A 23,003-nucleotide genomic window follows, 5' to 3' on the forward strand; every position below is an offset into this window, starting at 1 on the left:
GTGAGACGCGCGGCCGAGGCCCCTGATCGCCGGGGGGAGGATGAAGAGCTTGGCCTTCCAAGAGTGACGCGGGCGGCGTTGTGCTGCGGACCGTCATTCAGCCTTCAGGCCGAGCTCGAATGCGGAGGCCCGGATTCTGCTCGCTGCTGACGTGTCGTCCTTGAAGATACTGAGTGCTTTGCGGAATGCCGCTGCTGCAATCTCGCTCTCACCAAGCACGACGCGAGAGCGCATGAGGCGCATCCAGCCCTCGACATCCCGAGGAGAATTTTCTAAGCGCGCGGCAAGACCATCCACCATCGATCGAATGGCGACTTCTCGCTCATGCGGCGGCATCGCCTGATATGCGCTGATCTGCTCGGCGGTCGGTCCCTCAGCACCCTTGCCGGCGGCCTCGCCTTGCGCAGGTGCGGCCGCTGTTTTCGAGCCCCCACCTTCGGAGGTCTTCTCCTTGGCCTCTTCGTATTCGAGCTTCAGATCAGCAGAAGTCGGATCGAGCTCCACGGCTCTCGCATAGGCCGTCACAGCCTCTTTATAGCGCTCGGTGTAGAAGTAGGACCAGCCGAGCATCCGCCAGCCTTTGGCGTCGTCGGGCGATGTCTTCAGCCGAGCCGCCAGCCGCTCGATCATCGTGCCAACATCAGGCAGCATCTTCTCGGCAGTTGCCGCAGGGGGCGACTTTTCGCTTCCGATAGAACGCGCGTAGTTCTCGAGGCGCGCAAGAGTATCGTCACGAGAGCCAGGACTCGCCGAAGAGGTCGCTTCGGGCTGATCCCTCAAATATGAGGTTGCGGCGCCGAGGCATGCGACGAGCAGAAAGGCTGCGGCAGTCACACCGAGTATCCCGGTGCGGCCGCGAATTCTTCGGTCGAGTGCGACGCTCGACGAGCGCACTCGAGACAGAATGGACGGCTCAGCCGGTATGTCGGATCTGCTCATGATATTACCTCGCGTTCTCTTCTCCGGGCCTGAGCCGTCGTCCGCTATCGGTTAGAATTTCCTTCGGAGCTCGGCGCGGACGCCGAAGTTGTCTTCTTTGCCTTCGATGAAGTGGTAGGTCGCGTCGGTACGGAAGATCCAGGAGTGGTTGAGTGCGATCTGATAGCGGACACCGAGGCCGTATTGCGCCTCCTGGACACCCGTGCCGTTGTTGCTGAACGGCTGAACCATCGCGGCTTCGAAGACGAGCTGCTGATCGAAGTTGAAGAGATACTGCAGGCCGATCGCGCCGCCCCAGGCATTGGAGGCTGTATCGTTGAGCTTCGGGTAGCCGGTCAGCGCGTCGGTCTCGAAGTTGATGCCGACATTCTTCAGGATGCCGGCGTTGAAGCCGTCGACGAGGGGCTGAGGATTGCCGAAGCCGACGAAGAAGTTGGCGTAAGGGACCAGCGTGCTCGGCAAGCCGCTGATCAGACTGTTCTCCGAGATGATGGCAACGCCATCGTCGTTCGGCCCATTCCCGAAGTTCGCGAAGACACGCGTCGAATTCGAAATGGTGTGCGCGTAGCGTCGCGTGTAAGCAGCGGTCAGGAAGTTCGTGTATTGACCGGCGCGCTCTCTGACGCCCTCCAGAAGCCCGTAGCCTGCTTCGACATAGCCGCCGAAGGCATCGATGAAGGTGGTGATGCCATAGATGTTGGCGTTGCGCTTGTTCGCGCCGAGGATGCCGGGATTGTCGACATTGTCGAAGCCGGCGAAGAGCGTGATGTCGAAGTTGGGCAGTCCCAGCTTTGCCGAGTTCTTGGCCGGAATGCTCACTGCGCCGCCGAGGATTGCGTCGTTTGCCCAGATCCCGTTCTGCAGGAACAGCGGGAAGAGACCGAACGTGAAGGGCAGGTCGAACCCGGCTTGCTTGCCGGAGAAGCCCGAGTAGAGCGAGCCGAGGTCACCCTCGAAGAAGAGCGTCTGCGGCCTGAGGTCGAACTCACCGTTGAACCTGCCATTGCCGTCGGCGCCGCCGAATTCAAAGCGCGTGAACTGCGTGCCTCTCTGGAGCGGCGTGAAGAAGGCGTGGATGCGCTCGGTGGCGGTGATCTTGAAGTCGACGTCGACGTTCACGCGGGTCGCGATCTGCGCAACATCCTTGCCGGCATTCCTGTTGTAGGCGACCGCGGTCCTGACGTCGCCGTAGACGGACAGGCCCGGCAGCAGCGGATTCAATTGACCGAGGAGCGTGCTGCTCTGGTCGTACATGCCGGAGGTGTATTGCTGGCGACCGATCTCGACGAGCGGACGCGGAGGATCGACTTCGACCTTGGCACCGTAGATGTCGACGTTGGCCTTGTGATCGTACTTGGCCTCGTACAGTGGATCAGGTCGAAAAAGATCGTCCTTGCTGTCCTTGTCGCTGCGTTTGCCGTCTGCCGCTTCCGTCTTCTTCTTGGAGGCCGCGCCGACGTACATCGGTTCGGATTTGGGCTCGGATGAGAAGACCAGCGACGAGCCGGGCCACAGCTTGCTGAACCAGCTCTCGCCGCTGCTTTGAGCAAACGCGGCGCCCGCCGTCGCGCCCGACATCGCGAGGTAGCCACCGACGACCAGCGCAACAGTGCTGGTCGCTGTTCCGGCACGGCAAAGAATGCTGCTAATACAAGTCATACAATAATCCCATGTCGTGTTCTGATCTGCGGGAAGGGGTGGGATCCGCTTCTGCTGTCCCTCGCGGTTCCCGATCCAGCTCCCTCGGCATCTCGGCGCTAGCGCTTCACTTCGAGCGGCACCGTGGAGGTCTTGAAGCTCAGCATCCGCTCGTTCATGCGCCGCTCCATCTCCTTGGTGGCACCGACAAAGCGCATGAAGTAGATCGGCTCAGCACGGCTTCTCAGGCGGAAGGCGAGGCGGTATTTGCCTGCCTTCGTGATGAGGTTCCCTGGCACCCGGTATTTCGCGAGCCTCTCACCGAGCGGCGGCAGCGAGTGATTTTCCAGGCGCACCAGCGGCGGATGATTGAGAACCTTGGTCGGGATCTGTGGCGGGCGCAGATGCGGCAGCGGGTCGACGTCGAAGTTGACCGGCAAGTACATCTCCCGATCCGTGCCCTTGACGTTGGTGGTCAGGAACTTGGTCTGGAAATTCACGAGCTGCTGGTCGGCCTTGATGCGGCCGGCGGCGACATCGAGGCTGTGCAGATCGGCAACGTCGCCATTGCTGTCCACGTAGCCCGACTCCCAGACGTTCCTGCCGTCTGGATCGACGAGGGCGACGTTCACCCAGATCTGCGGCTGTGCGCCGAGCGAGCCGGATGGCAAGTTGTGGCCCGAGTTGAGGTTCTTGATCCTGTACGAGAACGCCATGTCTCTACCGACCCTCGGCTCGCCATCGATGTAAGGGCCGCCGACTTCGGTACCATTCTCCATGAGCTGCCGCCGGACCTCGTCGCGCTTGTCGAGGCTTCGGATATTCTCCTCAATGATCTGGCGGGCATCTTCGCGGTCGAGCGCGTCGCTCCAACGTTTGGGGAAGGCGATCTTGATCTTGCCGGAGGCGATCTTGTCCTCGAACTCGGTCGTGCCCCAGCCTGCGCGCCAGTCGAACTGCAGCCACTCCTCCATGGAGAAGGTCTTCGCCTTCACGTTGTGTGGGAATATGCCGGGGTGGGCGATCGAATAGCCCGGGCCGATGAAACGGTGGTTGGAGTGCTTGCGTCCCGGGTTGATCTGCTTGCCGCCGATCACCGCGGAGGGAGCGGTCGCATAGCCCTCAGGCTTTCCGGGCACCTTGCCCATGTGGCAGTCCTGGCAAGTGACGCCGTCCCTTTTTGCCGGGCTGTCGCGATACTGATCCCAAACGATCTCGAGCTTGATGCCGAGGTTGACCGCGACCTGATGGCAACTGACGCAGAACTCCGACTTGGAAAGCTGCGGGTTCGTCATCATGCCGTTGTGAATGCTCGTGCCGCGCCCGTCCTTGCCGGTTTTGACGGAGTAGGTTTCCTTGTCGGCGAGGATGTCCTTGATGACGCTCTTTTCGCCAGTGCCGTAGATCGGGTCGAAGATCTTGCCCGGCTCGACGCGTCGCTCGCCATCGACCTTGCCGTACTGCTCGGCGACCCGGTGGCAGGTAATGCAGCTCACGCCCTCGCGTGAGATCGCGGCGCGCTCCCAAAGCGGTGCCTCGCGCTTCTCGCCGAGCTGCGTGCCGACCTGCGCGTGACAGCGCACACAGAAGGTGCCGACCGTGCCCTGAGTCAGTTTTTGAAACTTCTGCTCGAAGGCATGGAACATCGGCGAGATTGAAGAATAGGCGTGCTGCGACGACGCCCACTCCTCGTAGATCTCCTTGTGACACTCGCCGCATTGCGCAGCCGTCGGGTAGAGAGAGAGGGTCTCCTCGTCGACCGCTGGAATGGGGGCGTCCTTGCTCTTCGAGCCCTTTGCGATGGCTCCGAAGATGGACATCTGCCCTTTGCCGTGCGACCCCGCGGCGGCGGAAACCTTCTGATCGCCGCCGGATGCATCGGGCTTGGCGCTCGCCGCGCTGGCTTTTCCGGTGGCGCCTTTGGCCTTGGCTCTCTTCTCCTCGTCCGCCTTGATCAGAGCTTCGAGCACCGCGTTCGGGTTGGCCTGCGCGGCCTGAGCCAGCCTGATGCTCTGCTCTTTGTGTGAGGTAGAGGTCGGCTCACCCGCGCCAGACTCTGCGGCAGCCCCTTGGCTGATGAATGCCGTGCTGCCGAGGATGAGACCCGCAAAAGCGCAGTAAAGTATCGAAACGCCGAGGGGCGTTATCGCGTTACGCATTACACTATTCCCCGTCGACCTAACCCTCTTTCCCCCACAGAAATCAGGCAACATCCCAATTTTCAGAACTCCGCACAAAACGGCGCTCGGCCGCGCTGTGCGATTGCTGAACCGATGATTAAAAAAGGCTAGAGTTGGAAATTGGCGATAGGGGGTCGGACAAGAAGCAAAATCATGGCGAAGCGAGGCAATAACTCGCGAATTAATGCTCGCCGCGGGCCTTTGTGAAGCGCGCGTGTAATAATCCTGAAATAGTCATTTGAAGGCAAAAATGCATTTCCACGATGCCCTGCGCGCGCTCATGATTGAGCACGGAGGCCATCTGCTTTCGCCCGAAAAGCGTCAATTGCTTGCCTGGCCGCAATCACCAAATGGTCATGTTCTGACCAAGATGGGAGGGTGGTTATTATATGCAATCGATGTGCGATCGAGCCTACGGCAAATATCAGCGCTCGGGAAATGCCGCGCTTTGTCATTGGGATTATTGCATTGCGCCCGCACGCAGCGGCCAATCTCAACAAAGTGCGGTGAGGCGCCAGCCGCGCCAAATATCGGTGTTTCCATTGTGAAACGATGAGGTTGCGTGTTTAAGATCCAGCACACCAGGCTTGCGGAGCATCCAGGGGGGCGCAGCGATAGCGCGTCGCCTTCGATAGACATAAACCACGAACTCGACGGCTTGCGGGATCGTGCAGCCGCGACAAGCCACGAGATCACGATCGACGGCGAGAGCTTTAAGGCCAGCCGCGGCGAGTTGCTCCTGGATGCAGCTCTCGGCAATGGCATCGAGCTGCCCTATGACTGCCGCGCCGGTCACTGCGGCGCCTGCTGCGTGCTGCTTGTCTCAGGCAAGGTGCAAGGCGGCGAAGGTGCCGAGCCGGGTATCGTCCATGCCTGCCAGTGCCGGATCGTTGGCGACGCGGTCATAGAGAAGACTGAGCCGTCGGGCGTTCGCAGCGTCGACGGCGTGCTGACTTCTTTGCGCCCCTTGTCTCGCGAGGTCGTGGAAGTCGGCATCCGAACAGAGCGCGCGCTTCCCTATCATGCGGGGCAGTATGCGCAGGTGCACTTCAATGGCTATCCGAGCCGGCCCTTCAGCATCACCCATCCCTTGCACGGCGATCCCGACGGCCACTCGATTTGGTTTCATGTCCGGCGCATGAAGGGCGGGCGTGTCACGCCATCGCTCGGCAGGCGTATCAAGCCGGGCCATCGGGTGAAGTTGACCGGCCCTTATGGCTCGGCGCATTTCCGGCCCAATCTGGATAGCCGGCTCGTTCTGGTCGCGACCAGCACCGGCTTTGCGCCGATCTGGTCGATCGCTGCCGCAGCACTGCGTGAGAGCCCGGACCGCATGATGATGATCATCGTTGGCGGCCGCGCCATCGAGTCTCTCTATATGATGCCGGCTCTCGCGCGACTGGCGCGCTTTCCCAACGTCCTTGTCGTCCCGGTTTGCAGCACACCGCAGCAGAGTATGCCTGAGGTGAATTTGGGCCGGCCGACCGACTATCTGCCACGCCTGCTGCCGACAGATGTGCTCTATGCCTGCGGTGCGCCGGGAATGGTCGATGCGATCAAATCGATCGCGACCCGTAGCGGCGCCGTTTGCTACGCGGACCCCTTCCTCCCGACGACCGACGACACCGTCGAGGAAAGTGCTCTGATCCGCGCCATCGACTGGCTCGCTCAGTCGAGCATCCGGCAAGTGGGGCTGCTTGCGCGCAATCGCACCCGCAGCCGGCGGGAACCATCAATGCAGATGTATGGGATGGCTGAAGCAAGGGTGAGAAGTCATTTTCGTTCTTAGGGTATTTTGTCTTCGGCTGATCGGGTTCGGGCACAATGCCCTTCTCCGCTCCTCCGTGCTTTGCATCATCGCTTTGCTCGCGACGCTCGGCTTTGCCGCGGGCGGTACAGGTGCGTCCGATGCGAGCAAGATTGTCGGCCCGAACGCCTGCGCCGAATGTCACAAGCAGGAGTCGGAGGCCTGGCAGGGCTCGCACCACTTCAAGACCTTTCGCGACATGCCGCGCAAGAAGGAGGCGAACGAGATCGCGGAAAGGATGGGTGTGTCGCGTATCAGGTCCGAAGGCATATGCCTCGGCTGCCACTACACGGTGCAGCAGAAGGACAACAAGAAGCAGCCGATCGCCGGCATCTCCTGCGAGTCCTGCCACAGCGCCGGCGATGATTGGATCAGAGTTCACAGCCAGTTCAGCGGCAAGACCGAGAAGACCGAAACCAAGGCCGAGAAGGAGGCGCGCTTAAAGCTTGCCGACTCCAAAGGAATGATCAGGCCTTCCTCGATCTATCGGCTGACGAAGAACTGCTACGGCTGCCATGTCGTGCCGCAGGAGGATCTGGTGAACAAGGGCGGTCATTCAGCCGGCAGCGCGTTCGAGATGGTGTCCTGGTCTCAGGGTGAGGTGCGGCACAACACCTGGCATTCCAAGGGCAAACAAAATGTGCCGGCCAATGCGGCACGCAAGCGAATGCTCTATCTCATCGGCCTCGGCGTCGAGCTCGAGACGGCCCTGCGCGCAGTCGGAAAGTCGACTGTCAGAAGGACATACGCGTTCGCGATGGCGAGACGCGCCGACAGAGCGCGCAAGCAGCTTGCCGTTGCGGCAAAAGCAGTGCCGAACGTTCCCGAAATCGCAAAGCTGATCGAGTACGGGCACGCGGCCGGGCTGAAGCTCAACAATGAACGCTTGCTGGCGGCTGCGGCCGACGGCGTCTCCAAGACGCTTGCGAGCATCAGCGAGAAGTACGACGGCAGCACAATGGCCGGGCTCGACGGTCTGATCCCCGGAACGGACAAGTTCAAGGGCAAGGTCAGAGAAGGCGGCGCATCCAATTGATTGCGGCTGGCCGGGAATAGCAGCGTCCTAAGCAGCTTGATGGGGAAAGAACCATCGCGATGGGTCTCTTGGTATGAGATTGGCGGTGCGGCGCGCGTCTGACGGCTTGGTCGCCATACGGGCGCTCCAGGTCTTCCTGCTCGCGACAATTTCGGGCGCCCTGTTTTGGCTCGTCTGGATCTATGGCCACGCGCTGCGCGATCCGCGCTATCTCGACGGCTGGTTGCTGGCCGTCGGCATGGGCCTGCAGATCTACTTCCACATCGCCATAAAGAGGAACAGTCTGTCGCCGAAATCCGCCAGACGCTGGCGGAGGTTTCATATCTTTCTCGGCTACGTGCTGATCGCCGTATTCGTCTCGCACTCGGATTTCTCTCTGCCCGACACAGCATTCGAGTGGGCGCTTTGGACGGGCTTCGTGCTGGTGACGCTGAGCGGAATTCTCGGCACCTATCTCTCCTGGTCGCTGCGGACCAGGCACGGGGTCGACGAGCGCCTCAGCTATGATCGGATCCCCACGCGCCGCGCCGAGATGGCGCAAGAGGTCCACGCTCTCGTCGTCGATGGTGATCCGGCGCCCACTCTGTTTGCCTTGCCGGAGCTGCCTCACGACGCCTGGATCGTGGATCTCTACACCACCCAGCTCCGAGACTTCTTCAAGGGCCCGCGAGGCACGGCAGCCCATCTCATCGCCTCGAAGCGCCCGCTCAAGCGTTTGACCGATGAGATCGACAACCTGTCACGCTATGTGGACGAGCAGGGGCAGGAGAAGCTTGCGGCCATTAGGAAGCTCGTTGCGGAGAAGGACCGGCTTGATTTCGCGCGGGTCCATCTCGGGCTCTCGAAGGCTTGGCTGTTCGTGCACGTGCCCCTCACCTATGCGCTGGTCGTGATGACGGTGCTGCATGTTCTCGTCGTCTACGCCTTCTCATCGGGGTTCTGGTGATGTGGCGTCGACTATGGAGCCGATCGGTCCGGCCACCGAGAGCCGAGAGACAGATGGTCGCGAACGCCTTGCGCGACCGTCTGGCGGTGTTTCTGGCGCTCGCCACCATCGTCGGCCTGGGCGCCGCCTTTATTCTTGCGAAGGATACGAAGTTCCTGATGCCGGGCCCGCTGGCGAGTGCTCACGGCGCAATCAAGAACTGCAGTAGCTGCCACACCAAGAGCGGCAGCGGCAATCTGACCTGGATGCACGGCCTCGCTCCTGGTGATCGCCTTGCAGACAGCAAAGCCTGCCTCACGTGCCACCAGATGCCCAATACGGCCTTCAACGCGCATGGTGTCTCGGGAGACATCCTGAAACAGAGCACCGAGAGACTAGCCAAGATCGCCGCAACGACGCCCGCGCCGCTGTCGGCCCGTGTACAGGGCGCCGCCTTCCCGACGCATGGCGCAGGAGAACGTGGTCTGAGCTGCGCGACCTGTCATCAGGAGCACAAGGGCGCAAACTTCAACCTGAGCGAAGTCTCCAATGAACGATGCCGTTCCTGCCACGTCGTGAAGTTCGACAGCTTCGACGGCGATCATCCGAAGTTCGAGCGCTATCCATTCAAGAAGCGCACTCAGATCGTCTATGATCACGAGGGGCACGTCGGGAAGCATTTCCCGGAAATATCCAAGAAGGATGCGACGAAGCGCATTCCCGACACTTGCTCGACGTGTCACAACAGCCGCGCCGACAAGCGCATCATGACCGTAGCGCCGTTCGAGCAGACATGTAGCGGCTGCCATCTCGACCAGATCACCGGCAAGGACCGGGCCAGTGGCCCGAAGGGCGTCGCATTCTTGTCCCTGCCGGGACTCGACCTGCAGACGTTGAAGAAGAAGAACGCCTCGATCGGCGAGTGGCCCGAGGCGTCCGAAGCCGACCTCACGCCGTTCATGAAGGTGATGATCAGCCGGACCGAACGCGGGCGCGCGCTGATCAAGACCGTGGACAGTCTAAATCTGATGGAGCTAGCCAAGGCAAGCGACAGCCAGATCAGAGCCGTGACAAACCTGGTCTGGGAGATCAAGGGTGTGTTCTATGCGCTGATCACGGGAAGGGCTTCCGACGTCCTCGGCGATCTCGGCATCGGTGGCGGAGCGAAGCTGAGCGCGAGCCTTATCGCTGATCTGACAGCACACCTGCCGCGCGATGTGGTTGTCAGTGCCCAGCAGCAGTGGCTGCCCAATCTCGGCACGGAAATGGCCAATCACAAAGAAGCGAAGGCGCCGAAGCAAGGCGGCTGGATCACAACGACCAAGGAATCGACAGCGACTGTCGACAGCGACACGGCCACCATACCCGAGCCCGCGCGGTTCGCTCAGGCAGAGCGGCAGGCGCGATCCAGGAGTGCGGCGGGCCCAGCCGTCGCCAAACCCGATGGCGGCAACGAAACACCTTCCGCCAGCGAACCGCCCCATCCAAAGGCGGGAGACCAGACCGACGATCTGCTCCATCCGACGGAGGAAGAGCTTCGCGCCATGGCAGCGCCTGTGAGAGATGCTCTGAAAGCCGGCCAGCCCAAGGGAGCCCCTGCGAATGCTCCCTCCAAGGCGGTCTCCGATCCGCCGGCCGGCGCGTCGGCGGTCTCGGATGCCACGCAGGCCACGCCTGCAACGAAGGTCGCGCCCGTGATCGGCATCGAAAGCAAGGTGGACCCGGAGAGCTGGGCCGAGTATGGCGGCTGGTACAGGCAGGACTACGCGATCTTTTATCGTCCGGCGGGGCACAAGGACAAATTCATCTATTCCTGGCTCTTTCTGACCGGTCCCCAAGCACCGAAGGGGGCAAAGAGTCCCGCAGCGGCGGTTTTCAATGCCCTATCGGGCAAGGAGGCCCAGGGCTCATGCACGAAATGCCACAGCGTCGACGATATCCGGTCCAAGGGGCGGCTCGTCAATTTCTCCCGACCTTCTGTCGAGAACAAGAAGGCACGCTTCACGCGGTTCATTCACGAGCCGCATTTCGGCGTCGTGGGAGAGCAGGGTTGTCTGACCTGCCATAGCCTCGAGAAGGGCCGCTCCTATCTGAAGAGCTATGAGCAGGGTAATCCGCACAGCTTCGCGTCCAATTTCGGTGCGGTGAAGAAGGAGACCTGCCAGACCTGTCACGCCAGCGGCGCGGCGCGCCAAGACTGCGTGACGTGCCACAAATATCATGTGAATGGCGTCACCACGCCGACCACGAACACGAAGCTGCCAACGGAATAGCGCTTCGTCCAAAGCGCGCAATCATCCAAAGCAGCTCGAAACGTTCGCGCGCTCGTCGACAAAACGGCAGCGCGCATTTCGTCCGGCAGCGAGGGCGCGTGAACCTGGCGGGTGCATGGATAAGGGTTTCCGAGTGGAGGCCTTTAGGGATAGTCTTCCCAAAAAGACTGCTCACAGGAGGAACGCATGAGGCATCATCGGACGGCAAAATCGCGCTGGCTCGCTGCCGTACTCGGCGGGTTAATGGCTATGGGTGCGGGCACCGCAGCAGCGCAGAAACAAGGCGGCACGCTGCGGATCTACAATACCACTCAGCCGCCAAGTGCCTCGATCCACGAGGAATCGACCATCGCCACGAATATGCCGTTCATGGCGGTCTTCAACAACCTCGTGCGCTTCGATCCCATGAAGCCGCTGAACAGCTTCGACACGATCGTACCCGAGCTGGCAACGAGCTGGGCATGGGACGAGACGGGGACGAAGCTCACTTTCAAGCTCCGCAGCGGCGTCACTTTCCACGACGGAAAGCCGTTTACGGCGAACGACGTGCGCTGCACCTACCATCGGGCAAGCGGACTCGATCCCGAGAGCGCCTTTCGGCGCAGCCCGCGCAAAATCTGGTACGAGAACTTGAAAGAGGTCGTGGTCGAGGACGACCTGACGGCGACCTTTCAGTTGACGAAGAAGCAGCCCTCGTTTGTGGCCCTGCTCGCATCGGGTCTGGCGCCAGTCTATCCATGTCACGTCTCGGCGCGCGACATGCGCACAAAGCCGGTCGGCACCGGGCCGTTCAAATTCGTCGAGTTCAAGAGCAACGAGTCGATCAAGCTCGCGAAAAATCCAACTTACTGGGACCAGGGCAAGCCGTACCTCGACGGGATCGAATGGAAGATCGTCAATAGCCGGTCGACGCGAATTCTGGCCTTTGTCGCCGGCGAATTCGATATGACGTTCGTTGCCGATGTCACGGTGCCGCTGATGAGGGACGTTACCACGCAGAAGCCGGATGCCGTGTGCAAGCTGGCGCCGACGAATGTGCCGATCAACCTTCTGGTCAATGTCGAGCAGCCGCCGTTCGACAAGCCGGAAATCCGGCGCGCGATGGCGCTTGCGCTCGATCGTCAAGCGTACATCGATATCATTTCCGGCGGTAAGTCCTCCATTGCGACCAATATGATGCCTGGCCCCGAGGGGCAGTGGGGCATGCCGGTGGAGATGCGCTCGAAATTGCTGGGCTATGGCGACGTCGCTCAGCAACAAGCCGAGGCGCGCAAGATCATGGAGAGCCTGGGCTACGGTCCGAACAACCGTCTGCCGGTGAAGGTAGCGACGCGCGATTTCGCCACCTACAAGGATCCCGCCGTCATCCTCGTCGACCAGCTCAACAAGATTTACTTCGATGCCTCGATGGAGCTGGTCGAGTCCTCCATCTGGCACAGCCGCCTGACCAAGAAGAACTATGCTGTCGGCATGAACACGTCCGGTGTTGGCATCGACGATCCGGACGCCGTGCTGAAGGGCGCGTACTCCTGCAAGTCCGAGGCGAACTACACGGGCTATTGCACGCCTCACGTCGAGAAGCTGCTCGACGAGCAGTCGCAGGAAGCCGACGTCGAGAAGCGCAAGAAGATCGTCTGGGAGATTGAGCGCATTCTGACGGAAGAAGTGGCGCGGCCGATCCTCTATCACAACCGCTCCGGGACCTGCTGGCAGCCTCACGTCAAAGGCTTCGTGCTGGGTGAGAACAGCATTTACAACAACTGGCGCTTCGATCAGGTTTGGTTCGAAAAGTGAGCGTGGCCGAAGGGGCGCGAGTAGTGGCGCCCCTCGGCCGGCCGGCGATGCAAATTCTAGGCAAGAGCCGAGGCGCGCTTGACATCGCCTAACTCTGGTCGTGAGATCGGTCGTCGATAGCGCGGAGCGGTAGCTGGAGCGCTCGCGGCTGGAAGGGCGCAGGGACCAAGAGCTGTGCTCGGGTCTCGTACGTGCGCATGTGTTGCGTCATGCCCTGAAAGAGCCCGTCTGTGGGCTCGCCATGATCGAAGAGCAACGTCCGCATCGCTGCGAGCTTAGTGTCGGCACATCGCGCCCGATCCTGCGTGCTCTCGAACAGAAGGGCCTCGTGTCGCCAGCGCAAGAGAACGTCGACGGCAAAATACGTCGTGTCGATCGCGAAAGAGCTCCGGGTCGGCCGCGCTTACTGCGGCCAAGACCAAAGTGCGGGAGCTCTTCAGCGAGCTCTTCGAAGAGGAGTAGCGATAATGGATCGGCGAACTCTGTTGAAGGCAATGGGCGCCAGCGCTTGCGTCGGAATGATGCCGCCGAGGCTTTCTGCTGCTGGGTCTCGTGTTGTCGCGGATCTTACGCTGAAGATCGGCACCGGGTTGGTCGAGCTGGCACCGGACCATATCGTGTCGACAATCCTCTACAACGGACAGTTTCCAGGACCGCTCCTGCGCATGAAGGAGGGGGAGCGCGTAACCGTCGACATCCACAACGACACCGACACCCCTGAACTCGTGCATTGGCACGGGTTGATGATCCCGAGCGATGTCGATGGCGTCGCCGAAGAAGGAACACCCTATGTCGCGCCGCATAGCGTGCGCCGCGTCTCGTTCGTGCCAAAGCCGTCAGGCTTCCGCTTCTATCACACCCACGTCGCAGCCGGCGACGATCTCGATCGAGGCACATATTCAGGACAAGTCGGCCCACTCTACGTCGAGCCCTCGAGCAATCCCGGCGCCTATGACCGCGAGGTTGTTCTGGTCCTGAAGGAGTTCCAGCCATCTTTCAGTCGTGGTGGCGATATGGCCATGGACGCACTCGCGAGGGAGGCGCTGAATGATCTCAGGGAGATCGCCGAAAAGGATGAGAAGCAGTTCAGTGGGCCTAAAGGTTACGAGGTTGGCTACGAGCTTTTCGGTATCAACGGCAAGATGCTGGGGCACGGCGATCCGATCCGCGTGAAGCAGGCGAGCGTGTCCTCTTCCATGTGCTTAATGCGAGCGCCGGTGAAATCCGCAGTCTTGCTCTCCCGGGCCATGCATTCAAGATCATCGCGCTCGACGGCAATCCCGTGCCGACGCAGGCTGAAGTGCCTTTGCTCTGGCTCGGCACAGCCGAACGCATCTCGGCAATTGTCGAGATGAACTATCCGGGCGTCTGGGTGATGGGTGATCTGGCGGATGATGATCGCAAGCGCGGTATGGGGATCGTAGTAGAATACGCGGGCGCGACCGGTGAGCCACGGTGGATCAAGCCTGAGGCTTATCAGTGGGACTACGTCATTTTTGGAAAAGATGACGGACAGATCGGCGAGCCGGATGAGGTTCTGGAGTTCACGATCCAAAAGCAAAACGGCGCGATCAACGGCTTCAACCGCTGGCTTTTGAACGGCCAGGCGTTCTCAATGAAGACGATGGAGCCCAGCTTCATGTTGAGTGAGGGGCGGCGCTATCGGCTCAAATTCCGCAATGCCAGCGACGACATCCACCCCCTCCATTTGCACCGGCACAGCTTTGAATTAGTGCGCGTCGGTGGGAAGCGGACGTCCGGCGTCATGAAGGACGTCGTGATGGTTGGCGGCTTCCAGGAAGTCGAATTCGACGTCGTTGCCGACAATCCTGGGCCGACGCTCTTCCATTGCCATCAGCAACTGCACATGGACTTCGGCTTCATGGCGATGTTCCACTATGCGTGAACGATCCGCGTGACGCCCACCTTGGCTCGGCTCCACACCCGCCCTGCACTGGGCATCTCCGGCAGTCGGCCATCGAACGACTCGCTAGGAGCCACCTATATTCGATTTGTCTTTCGAATGCCCTTGATCATCGCAGACATACCCGCCTCGACGATCTTCCTCAGCTCGAGATCAAACCGGACGGTTCGGCCAGTTGCTGCAGCTTGAGCGGCGCCCTCCCAAAGGGCCCACAACGCGACTGCTGTCGCCCAGGGATTCAGGGAACGGAGTTCGCCGGCCGCAGTGCCGCGGGCAATCGTCGCCTCGATGGAGCGCAACGCGACCACGATAAGCCGCTCGATCTCGCGTGCGACGTCCTCGGCGAGCCGCTCGGCGCGGCCGGGGTAATAGTAGAAGGACAGGCGCGAGAAGTACTCGGTGTGGCTCTGAAAGAAATCAGCGTACTTCCACGCTTTCGCCATCAGCACCTGCGGCGCGGAAAGCGCCTCATCCTCAGCGCCGACGATGTCGTCTATGAGCAACTGCAGGTCCGACACGAGCAGGTCGTGGTAGATGTCCGATTTTGTCTTGAAATAGAGATAGAGCGTGGCCTTCGAAATGTCGGCAGCACGCGCAAGGCGCTCCATCGTGACGTCTTTGTACTCTTCCGTCAGGAACACGCTCTTGGCCGCGCTGACGATCTCGGCCTTCCGCTTCCTGATCCTGCGAGCTTTCCTTTCTTCCTTGAGAAGACTTGTTGTTGTCTTCGGCGCGACCATCGCTCGTTCATATTCCCATATAGGCTCGCCGCAGATCGGCATCTGCGAGCAGCAAAGTGCCGGTATTTTGCATGACGATGCGCCCCCGCTCCAAGACATAGCCGCGGTCCGCTAGCTTTAGAGCCTTCCCCACCTGTTGCTCAACAAGAATGAGCGTAGTCCCGCGCCGCCGAATTTGATCAGCAATTTGAAGCACTTCAGAGGCAAGCATCGGGGCGAGGCCGAGGGTTGGCTCGTCGAGCATGAGGAGATTCGGCTTACTCATCAATCCACGCCCAATGGCGCACATCTGCTGCTCACCGCCGGAGAGCGTATTCGCGAGCTGGGTCCTGCGCTCCGCCAGGCGCGGCAGCATCCCATAGATTTCCTCGATGAGCTGGAGCCGCGCCGATCTTGCGTGCTCCGGGTAGGCGCCCATCCAGAGGTTTTCTTCGACGGTCAGAAAGGGAAACAGTCGTCGCCCTTCAGGGACGTGAACGATGCCTCGCCCGACGATTTCATAGGCCTCTTTGCCCAGAAGCTCCTCGCCTTGAAAGGAGATGCTTCCGGTCGCGTTGCGCAGGAGCCCGGATATGGCCGCGAGGAGCGTGCTCTTTCCTGCTCCGTTGGCGCCGACAACCGCGACGATCTCGCCGGGGTGCACCTCGATGGAGACATCCTCGAGAGCCAGTACGCCATCGTAGCGGACGGAGAGGTCAGTGATCTTGAGCACTGTCGTAGTCCTCGCCGAGATAGGCTGAAATAACTGCGGAATCCTTGCTAACCTGCTCGGCGGTGCCTTCGGCGATCTTCGCCCCGTGATTGAGCACGACGACGCGATCGGACACCGTCATGACCGCGTGCATGTTGTGCTCGATGAGCACGACGGCCGCACCGTCGGTTCTGAGCTGCCGCAGGAGCCCCATCATCTCGTTGACCTCAGTCGGGATCAGTCCGCCCATGATCTCATCGAGCAGCATGACCTTCGGACGCGTGGCCAGCGCCTTGGCAACCTCCAGGCGCTTCCGGATGCCGATCGGCAGGCCGCGGGCAATCTCCTGTGCGCGGTCGGCAAGCCCTACGCGTTCCAGTACTTCGGCGGCGTCTCGCCGCGCCTGCGCACGGGACGTCGTGCGCAGCATGGCGCCGATGGCCACGTTCTCGAGGACAGTGATGTTGCCGAAGGGGCGGACGATCTGAAATGTCCGAACCAGCCCGGCTTCGCACCGTGCCTCGGGAGACCAGCTATCGATCGGTTCGCCGCCGAGCCGGACTTTGCCCGCATCGTGGCGAATGAAACCGCTGAGCAAACCAAATACCGTCGTCTTGCCCGCGCCATTGGGTCCAATAAGGCCGAGGATCTCTCCTGCGGAAACGGAGAACGAGACATCGCGGACAGCGTGCAGTCCGCCGAACTTCTTGTTCAGCCCCTCGGTAGACAGCATCGTCATCTGGCGTGCGTCCATTCACATGAATTCAGCGGTGGAAAGGGCGCACAATCAGCTCTCATGGTCGACGTCCTTGGGCCCGTAGAAGGGCGGCATATCGCTTACGCTCGCAGCGCCACGCCAACGTCCAGGCACGAAGGGCGGTAATTTACGGGGACCGTCCTTAGTCTGAAGCTGTTCCCAGCCGACGCGCGGCAGTCGATAGAAGCCAGTGCCTTCGGCGTAGCGGTTACCGGAGTAGCGCCCGACCGGGCGGAGCAGATCGGGCTCGACGCGGCCATTGCGCATGACGGCCGGATCCACGCTCACGGACACGATGTCGCCGAGCACCATCGTATCCTCGCCGATCTCGACAAGCTGGCGCAGGCGACATTCGATGCGCGCGCGCGCCTCGGCAATGTGCGGTGCGCGCACCTTTTGCGCAGGGGCCATCGTGAGCCCCGCCCACTCAAACTCATTTTCCTCGGGCGGAAAGGGAATTGCCGTGAAGTTCATGGCCTGCACGTGATCGTATGAGACGACATGGCATACGAACTCGCCCGTAGCGCGGATATTCCGCAGCGTATCGGAATGGGAGCCGGTGTCGGTGATGTGCAGAACCGGCGGCTTGTGTGAGCACACGCTGAAATAACCAAAGGGCGCAATGTTCGGCACGCCGCTCGCATCGATGGTTGCGACCCAGCCAATGGGGCGCGGCGCCACGAGCGACGTCATGAGGTGATACGTATCCTCCGGAGCCATGGAGGGAATGTCGAAGACCTGCATGGCTATTTGCCTCGTGCCGCGCGAACGCGTCGCATGAGCGATGGGCCTATTCCTTCGGGCAGCGCCAGGAGGACCATGATCACCATCACCGCGTAGACGACGAGATGAAGGCCCGAGCCCGACGAGGAGAGCGCGCCGCGCAGCAGGCTCGCCAGCGGAATGATCAAGGCGGCGCCGAGAATAGGCCCTGATAGCGTTCCGACACCGCCGACAATGCAGATGAGGGCAACCTGCAGCGAGAAGGAAAGGCCAGTGACGCTATCGGGATCGATGTAGAGCGTATATTGCGCGTGAAGGGTGCCGCATATGGCGGTGAATAGCGCCGAGATCATAATGGCAATCAGGCGTGCCCGCAGTGTTCTGACGCCGAGTGCCCGGGCTGCTGCATCGTCCTCGCGATAGGCGACGAGTGACGCCCCGAGCTTGCTCCGCTCGATGAGCAGGACGGTGCCCACGACGATCAACAGAAGCGCCAACGCCAGGATCGCGAAGGACTGCTTATCCGCGAAAACCATCCGCGCGAAGCTCGGCTCGAATGGAATGGAGAGGCCGTTCGAGCCTCCCGTTACGCTGCGCCAGATCGCGGCGACGATGTGAGCGATGGCGCCAAAAGCGAGCGTGGCCATGACGAAGAACGAGCCACGAAGCCGTACGGTCAAGGCACCGATGCCTAGTGCCGTGAGAGCCGCGAGGGCCGCACCGATGAGCATCCCGATCCAGGGCGACAAGCCGTAGATCAGCAGCAGATAGGTTGATGTGTACGCGCCAATCCCGAAGTAGGCGGCGTGCCCGATCGAAAGCTGCCCGGCATATCCGCCCGAGAGATTCCAGGCCGACGCGGCGGCTGCCCAAAGGAGTGTCGTGACGAGGATGTCGAGAGCGAATGGATCACGCACCGTCGCGATGAAGGCGAGACAGGCAACAGTGCCTGGCACGATCCAGTAAAGATCGGCCCACTCGCGGGCGGTGGCGGAGGCGCTCGTTGATATCGTCATGTAACGTCCATCACTTCAGCGCCGCGTTTGCCGAACAAGCCGGCAGGCATCACGAGGAGCACGACCACAAAGAACAGGAAGTACACGAGCTGTTTGACCTCGCTCCCGAGATAGAAGGCTGCGAAGGCCTCGATCACGCCGATCGCCAGCCCCGCAACCACCGCGCCCAGGAGGCTCCCCATGCCGCCGAGAACGACGACCACGAAGGCAACCAGGATGAACTCTCCGCCCGAGAATGGGTTGACGGGGAAGAGGGGCATGACGAGCACACCCGCGAGCGCCACGAGGGCCGATCCGAGTGCAAAGGTCATGCTGTAGATGCGGTCGACGTTCACGCCCATGAGGCGCGCCGAGCGACGGTCCTGTGCGGTCGCGCGAATGGCCATGCCGGTGTAGGTGTATTTGAGCATGGCGCCGACGGCCGCAGCCGTGACGATCGCGATGATGAAATTGATGAGGCGCGACCATGTGACGAGCACAGGTCCGATCTCGACGACGCTCGATGCGTACGGCACGAAGATCGAGCGGAAGTCCGCCGTCCAGAAGAGAAGAGCGAGATTTTGCAGGAGGACGGACAGGGCGAGTGTAACGAACACCTGCGCGATGTGAGGCGCATCTAGTGTGCGCCGGATCAAGAGCCATTCCGTCGCGATGCCGAACAGCCAGGCTGCCGGCAGCACGATGAGGATGGCTACATAGGGGTCGACCGAGAGCTGGGTGAACAGCCAGAAGGTGAAGTACATGGCGAGCATCATGTACTCACCATGGGCAAAATTGACGACGCGAAGCACACCGAAGACGAGGGTCAAGCCGACGCTCATGAGCGCGTAGATGCCACCGGCCAGTATCCCCGACACAAAGAGCTGAAGGAGGGTTTCGAGCACTAGCCAGCTCCCCCATCCCGCCTGCGTGCTTCGCGCATACGCCTTCCCCCCGTCGCCGGATAGCTATTTGGAGCCAGGAGCAGGAAGCATGATCGGCTTGGCTGTTGCCAGCTCAAGCGGATAGACGACCGTCATCTTCTTGTCCTGCCACTGAACGACCGTCGCGAAGCTACGCACGTTCTGGCCTTTTGCGTCGAACTTCGCGCCCCAGCCATTGATGTAGGAGCCGATCGGCACGTCGAGCTTCATGACGGCCTCGCGCAGCTTGTCGGGCTCGGCACTCTCCGCCGTTCCGATCACATCGCGGAAAAGCGACCAGCCCGCGACGAAGCCGACGACTTCCTGAACGCTTGGTACGACCTTGTACTTCTCCTGATAGCGACGCTTGAACTCGGTGAGGTCCGCGCGCGCCTGCTCGGTCAGGCCGCCCGGATTGACGTCGGGCGGATAGGACGAGCTGAAAGTGCCATTGACCGCGTCGCCGAGGGCATCAGCGAGCGTCAGGGTCGAATGTCCGGCGCTCGTGCCGATATAAGCCTTCGGGACGAAGCGCAGCTCCTTCATCTGGCGGCCGAGAAGTACCGCGTCGTTGAAGAAGGCCGTCGCGATGAGCACATCGGGATTGGCGGCACGTAGCTTCAGAATAAGCGGCGAGAGATCCGTGTTCTTGGAGCCGGCGGGGTAGGTCTCGCGCAGCACCACCTGCACACCCGCTTCCTTCGCCGCGGCGACGTTCACGTCGGCCATCGAAATGCCGAAGCTCGATTCCTCGCCGACAATCGCGACGCGAATATCCTTTGGATCGCGCTTCAGCGTCGGCGCCACGACTTTCACTGTGTAGTCCATGGCCGGCGTACCGAGGCCGGCCGCGGGAAGAGCCACGCGGAAGGTGTATTTGAAGCCGCGTTCCGTGATCTGCTCGGCAATGGCGGCGCCTTCCCAGTAGAACACGCCGGCGCGCTCGGCCTCCTGCGTCGCGGGCATAGCGACTGCGGTCGTGGTGCTGCCGACGAGTATTTTGACGCCTGCCTGCGTGATGAGGCGATTGACCTCGGCGATGGCCGCCTGCGGGCTCGCTGCGTCGGCCTTTACGAGCTCGATCTTCTTGCCCTTCACGCCGCCGCGATCGTTGATCATCTCCGCGGCGACCACGACGCCTTGGAAGTTCTGCGTCCCGAATACGGCGGTTGGTCCCGTGAGCGGGAAGACTGTACCGACCTTGATCGTTTCCTGCGCCGTCGCGGGTGCCGCTGCGAGAACGGCAATGCCGAGTAAGCTACTCGTCAGCATCGGCTTCAAACTCATAACCTTCTCCTCAGCCAAGTCAGCGGTTCAAGACATGTGCATTGCGCAGTGTGAAGTCCTGCGCCGGTCGCGGTCATGAGCCGATGCTTTGAGAGCTATCGCGATCCCCCTCGCGGGAGGCGTATCACCGCGCCGCCCCGCAACTTCGAAATCCCGATCAGCCCCGTCTCGCATCTTGGCGCAAGAGCATTGGAAACGACGCGCGGCGTACGACTCCAATTGCGGCAAATGATGACCGAATAGGCGGCAGAGAGGTCAAAAATAAGACATATGATCCTCTAATGACCAAATTTAGTCGAATATTTGATCTATGTCAAAAAAGATTCGGAGCATGGGTGATAGGCGGTCGAGTTTGTGCCGAAGCTCCGGGTGCTCGTGCCGCGCTAAATGCCTGCGTAATGGTCCTCACGGCTTTTCCGTTGCCGACGACGCAAGGCGGGGCGGGCCCCCGCTTACGAGGCGGATCGCGGCTGGCGTGCCCCGGATTCGTTCCCGTGTGTTGTTCTCATTGAAGATATCGACTTAAAAATAGACGATTGACAGAAAATCGTCCGTTTAATATGGATGGGGATGGTCGTACTCGCGAAGTCGGCCGTCCGAGTGCCTCCACATCATCGATCTGGCTGATGTGGCGCCCCTAGCGCGGTGGCTGCGCGTGGTGACGGGCAGGAGGCTAGCGCCCATCGAAGACGCGCGAGCTGCCGGCGACCACGCAGGATCAGTATCCGGGAGACATCGATGGACATCGAAGTGCATCGCCTGAAAGGAAACGGGCGCGTTCCCAATTCCCGCTTTCCCTTGGTCATTTATCGCGGTGGCATCACCGAGCCGCCTCTCGAGATGGAGGCGAAGCTTCGCCGGAACGAGTGGCCGCCCGACTGGCACACGTCATTCGGCATGTACCCCAAGCACCATTTTCACAGCGATGCCCACGAGCTTATCGCCGTGACGCGGGGCACGCTCAACGGTCGCTTCGGCGGCCACGACGGTATCGACGTCATGCTGAGCATGGGCGATCTGGTCGTCATCCCGGCAGGCGTGGGCCACTTTGGCGTGTCCATTACGGATGACCTGCGCCTGACTGGAGCCTTCCCGCTTGGCTTTGGTATCCACGATTTCCGCCTCGGCTATCCCGACGAGTACACGCGCATGGTGGCGCGCTCGCGTCGCGTGCCCCTCCCGAGCATGGATCCTCTCCACGGGGCCGGCGGGCCTCTCGTTGAACTGTGGGCCGAAGCAGAGCAGGGAGTGGAATAGTGCCTTCTGCAGAGATCGTCGGCGGCGGCATCGCCGGGCTAGTTGCAGCCGTCGTGCTGGCGCGGAGGGGGTGGTCCGTTCGCGTCCATGAGAGGAGCCCCACTCTACGGGCAAGCGGGAACGGCATCACCATATTCGAGAACGGCCTGCGCATTCTCGAGGCGATCGAGCCCGACGAGGATGCCAGTGCGTACGGCTATGTGCTCGACCGCTGGATCATCTATCACAACACCGGCGAGATTGCTGTCGAGCACGATCCGTACGAATCCACTGGCGGCCGCATTACGATGTTCGCCCGGCAAGCCATCATCGATTTCCTGGCGAAGTCCGCAAGGGCAGCCGGCGTCGAGATCGTGCTTGGATCGAAGGTCGTCGGCGCCGAGCGCGAGGGCGCTGTCCTCCTCGAGGACGGTACGCGCTTGACCGCGGATCTGGTCATCGGCGCTGACGGGATTCACTCGGTTGTGCGGCGCTCCGTTGCGGGCAATCTGCCTCTCGGTGAGCACCGCAAGGTCGCGATCCGGATGCTCATTCCGACCGAGGACAAGGATTTCCCCGGCGGCAACAATCGCATTGGCCGCGAATACAATCACCCGAACGGTCGCCGCGTGGGTATCCTGCCGGTCTCGCCGACCGTGTCTTACATGATTGTCGCGGCTCTCAAGGAAGACACGGCGGCGCACGCCGTGCCGATCGATCCCAAGGCGTGGACGGAGTCCTTCCCGACAATCGGGACTTTCTTCGAGCGCGCGGGAGATATGGGGCACTGCGATGTCTACTACTCCATATCGCCGCCCAGTTGGCACTTTGGACGCTGCGCGCTCATCGGCGATGCCGCTCATGGGATGACGCCTGCGCTAGGCCAGGGGGCGTGCTCGTCCATGATGACGGCCTACGCGCTCGCATCCAGTGATTTCGAGAGCGGTCCCTTGGAGGCGGTGCTCGGCCAATGGGAGAAGCGCATTCGTCCTCTGATCGACTTCACGCAGGACTACGCGGCAGGCATAACGGCCGGTCGTCTGGATCCGAAGAACGAGATCTTCTTCAGCGCGCCGGAATTGAGGTCTCTCCTCAACACGGACGTTCCCGGCTGGTTCAAGAAGTCCGCCTGATA

The 23,003-nt window shown here is 61.3% G+C and carries 18 protein-coding genes and 1 pseudogene; 9 read left to right on the forward strand and 10 right to left on the reverse strand.

What is annotated here, in order from left to right:
• Positions 1 to 93: 93 nt before the first annotated feature.
• The 3 genes from CS1BSM3_RS15545 to CS1BSM3_RS15555 all read right to left on the reverse strand — a co-directional run bounded on the left by CS1BSM3_RS15545 (position 94) and on the right by CS1BSM3_RS15555 (position 4,736).
• On the reverse strand, positions 94 to 651 hold the full coding sequence (locus tag CS1BSM3_RS15545; RefSeq protein WP_174263697.1) for a tetratricopeptide repeat protein: 558 nt from the start codon (positions 649 to 651) through the stop codon (positions 94 to 96).
• Between the two features lie 339 nt (positions 652 to 990).
• Positions 991 to 2,598 (reverse strand): hypothetical protein, encoded by a 1,608-nt coding sequence (locus tag CS1BSM3_RS15550; protein WP_072388420.1) that lies wholly within the window; start codon positions 2,596 to 2,598, stop codon positions 991 to 993.
• Between the two features lie 98 nt (positions 2,599 to 2,696).
• Positions 2,697 to 4,736: a multiheme c-type cytochrome gene (locus tag CS1BSM3_RS15555; protein WP_244540530.1), complete on the reverse strand. Its 2,040-nt coding sequence runs from the start codon at positions 4,734 to 4,736 to the stop codon at positions 2,697 to 2,699.
• Positions 4,737 to 5,415: 679 nt separating this feature from the next.
• On the opposite strand from CS1BSM3_RS15555, the gene CS1BSM3_RS15560 reads away from it, so the two are divergent.
• The 7 genes and pseudogenes from CS1BSM3_RS15560 (at position 5,416) to CS1BSM3_RS28455 (ending at position 14,498) form a co-directional block, all read left to right on the forward strand.
• Positions 5,416 to 6,546: a 2Fe-2S iron-sulfur cluster-binding protein gene (locus tag CS1BSM3_RS15560; RefSeq protein ID WP_072388422.1), complete on the forward strand. Its 1,131-nt coding sequence runs from the start codon at positions 5,416 to 5,418 to the stop codon at positions 6,544 to 6,546.
• 55 nt (positions 6,547 to 6,601) lie between these two features.
• On the forward strand, positions 6,602 to 7,600 hold the full coding sequence (locus CS1BSM3_RS15565; protein WP_083528637.1) for a cytochrome c family protein: 999 nt from the start codon (positions 6,602 to 6,604) through the stop codon (positions 7,598 to 7,600).
• A gap of 85 nt (positions 7,601 to 7,685) precedes the next feature.
• A complete protein-coding gene (locus CS1BSM3_RS15570; RefSeq protein ID WP_244540531.1) occupies positions 7,686 to 8,546 on the forward strand; it encodes a hypothetical protein in 861 nt (286 codons plus the stop codon).
• 53 nt (positions 8,547 to 8,599) lie between these two features.
• Complete coding sequence (locus CS1BSM3_RS15575; protein WP_072388426.1) at positions 8,600 to 10,798, forward strand: cytochrome c3 family protein; 2,199 nt, start codon at positions 8,600 to 8,602, stop codon at positions 10,796 to 10,798.
• Positions 10,799 to 10,984: 186 nt separating this feature from the next.
• The gene (locus tag CS1BSM3_RS15580; RefSeq protein WP_072388428.1) at positions 10,985 to 12,592 is read left to right on the forward strand and encodes an ABC transporter substrate-binding protein; all 1,608 of its coding nucleotides are present in this window, start codon (positions 10,985 to 10,987) and stop codon (positions 12,590 to 12,592) included.
• A gap of 665 nt (positions 12,593 to 13,257) precedes the next feature.
• A pseudogene (locus CS1BSM3_RS28635) lies at positions 13,258 to 13,467 on the forward strand (multicopper oxidase domain-containing protein); the annotation flags it as partial.
• A 323-nt stretch (positions 13,468 to 13,790) separates the two neighbouring features.
• On the forward strand, positions 13,791 to 14,498 hold the full coding sequence (locus CS1BSM3_RS28455; RefSeq protein ID WP_244540532.1) for a multicopper oxidase domain-containing protein: 708 nt from the start codon (positions 13,791 to 13,793) through the stop codon (positions 14,496 to 14,498).
• A gap of 95 nt (positions 14,499 to 14,593) precedes the next feature.
• Here CS1BSM3_RS28455 and CS1BSM3_RS15595 read toward each other — a convergent pair whose 3' ends face one another.
• The 7 genes from CS1BSM3_RS15595 to CS1BSM3_RS15625 form a co-directional block, all read right to left on the reverse strand.
• A complete protein-coding gene (locus tag CS1BSM3_RS15595; RefSeq protein ID WP_072388430.1) occupies positions 14,594 to 15,256 on the reverse strand; it encodes a TetR/AcrR family transcriptional regulator in 663 nt (220 codons plus the stop codon).
• Between the two features lie 7 nt (positions 15,257 to 15,263).
• Positions 15,264 to 15,968 carry an ABC transporter ATP-binding protein gene (locus CS1BSM3_RS15600; RefSeq protein WP_072388432.1) on the reverse strand — a complete coding sequence of 235 codons (705 nt, stop codon included), beginning with the start codon at positions 15,966 to 15,968 and terminating at the stop codon, positions 15,264 to 15,266.
• Complete coding sequence (locus tag CS1BSM3_RS15605) at positions 15,952 to 16,686, reverse strand: ABC transporter ATP-binding protein (RefSeq protein WP_072393802.1); 735 nt, start codon at positions 16,684 to 16,686, stop codon at positions 15,952 to 15,954. The genes CS1BSM3_RS15600 and CS1BSM3_RS15605 overlap by 17 nt, the downstream gene beginning before the upstream one ends.
• Before the next feature lie 48 nt (positions 16,687 to 16,734).
• Positions 16,735 to 17,448 (reverse strand): flavin reductase family protein, encoded by a 714-nt coding sequence (locus CS1BSM3_RS15610; RefSeq protein ID WP_072388434.1) that lies wholly within the window; start codon positions 17,446 to 17,448, stop codon positions 16,735 to 16,737.
• 2 nt (positions 17,449 to 17,450) lie between these two features.
• Positions 17,451 to 18,443 carry a branched-chain amino acid ABC transporter permease gene (locus CS1BSM3_RS15615; RefSeq protein ID WP_072388435.1) on the reverse strand — a complete coding sequence of 331 codons (993 nt, stop codon included), beginning with the start codon at positions 18,441 to 18,443 and terminating at the stop codon, positions 17,451 to 17,453.
• Entirely contained in the window at positions 18,440 to 19,327 is an 888-nt protein-coding gene (locus CS1BSM3_RS15620) for a branched-chain amino acid ABC transporter permease (RefSeq protein ID WP_072388437.1), read from the reverse strand. The genes CS1BSM3_RS15615 and CS1BSM3_RS15620 overlap by 4 nt, the downstream gene beginning before the upstream one ends.
• A 63-nt stretch (positions 19,328 to 19,390) precedes the next feature.
• Positions 19,391 to 20,632: an ABC transporter substrate-binding protein gene (locus CS1BSM3_RS15625; RefSeq protein WP_072388439.1), complete on the reverse strand. Its 1,242-nt coding sequence runs from the start codon at positions 20,630 to 20,632 to the stop codon at positions 19,391 to 19,393.
• A gap of 738 nt (positions 20,633 to 21,370) precedes the next feature.
• Between CS1BSM3_RS15625 and CS1BSM3_RS15630 the strand changes: the two genes are divergently transcribed.
• Positions 21,371 to 21,889: a cupin domain-containing protein gene (locus CS1BSM3_RS15630; protein ID WP_072388440.1), complete on the forward strand. Its 519-nt coding sequence runs from the start codon at positions 21,371 to 21,373 to the stop codon at positions 21,887 to 21,889.
• The gene (locus tag CS1BSM3_RS15635) at positions 21,889 to 23,001 is read left to right on the forward strand and encodes an FAD-dependent oxidoreductase (protein WP_072388441.1); all 1,113 of its coding nucleotides are present in this window, start codon (positions 21,889 to 21,891) and stop codon (positions 22,999 to 23,001) included. The genes CS1BSM3_RS15630 and CS1BSM3_RS15635 overlap by 1 nt, the downstream gene beginning before the upstream one ends.
• The last annotated feature ends 2 nt before the right edge of the window (positions 23,002 to 23,003 follow it).

Source organism: Hyphomicrobium sp. CS1BSMeth3 (assembly GCF_900117415.1).
In the GTDB taxonomy this organism is placed as follows: domain Bacteria; phylum Pseudomonadota; class Alphaproteobacteria; order Rhizobiales; family Hyphomicrobiaceae.

Excerpts from the sequence above, each read along its gene's own strand:
- CS1BSM3_RS15545 (WP_174263697.1), bottom strand. The coding sequence starts at position 651 with ATGCTGCCTGATGTTGGCACGATGATCGAGCGGCTGGCGGCTCGGCTG.
- CS1BSM3_RS15550 (WP_072388420.1), bottom strand. The coding sequence starts at position 2,598 with ATGACTTGTATTAGCAGCATTCTTTGCCGTGCCGGAACAGCGACCAGC.
- CS1BSM3_RS15555 (WP_244540530.1), bottom strand. The coding sequence starts at position 4,736 with ATGCGTAACGCGATAACGCCCCTCGGCGTTTCGATACTTTACTGCGCT.
- CS1BSM3_RS15575 (WP_072388426.1), top strand. The coding sequence starts at position 8,600 with ATGGTCGCGAACGCCTTGCGCGACCGTCTGGCGGTGTTTCTGGCGCTC.
- CS1BSM3_RS15580 (WP_072388428.1), top strand. The coding sequence starts at position 10,985 with ATGAGGCATCATCGGACGGCAAAATCGCGCTGGCTCGCTGCCGTACTC.
- CS1BSM3_RS15595 (WP_072388430.1), bottom strand. The coding sequence starts at position 15,256 with ATGGTCGCGCCGAAGACAACAACAAGTCTTCTCAAGGAAGAAAGGAAA.
- CS1BSM3_RS15605 (WP_072393802.1), bottom strand. The coding sequence starts at position 16,686 with ATGACGATGCTGTCTACCGAGGGGCTGAACAAGAAGTTCGGCGGACTG.
- CS1BSM3_RS15610 (WP_072388434.1), bottom strand. The coding sequence starts at position 17,448 with ATGCAGGTCTTCGACATTCCCTCCATGGCTCCGGAGGATACGTATCAC.
- CS1BSM3_RS15615 (WP_072388435.1), bottom strand. The coding sequence starts at position 18,443 with ATGACGATATCAACGAGCGCCTCCGCCACCGCCCGCGAGTGGGCCGAT.
- CS1BSM3_RS15625 (WP_072388439.1), bottom strand. The coding sequence starts at position 20,632 with ATGAGTTTGAAGCCGATGCTGACGAGTAGCTTACTCGGCATTGCCGTT.
- CS1BSM3_RS15630 (WP_072388440.1), top strand. The coding sequence starts at position 21,371 with ATGGACATCGAAGTGCATCGCCTGAAAGGAAACGGGCGCGTTCCCAAT.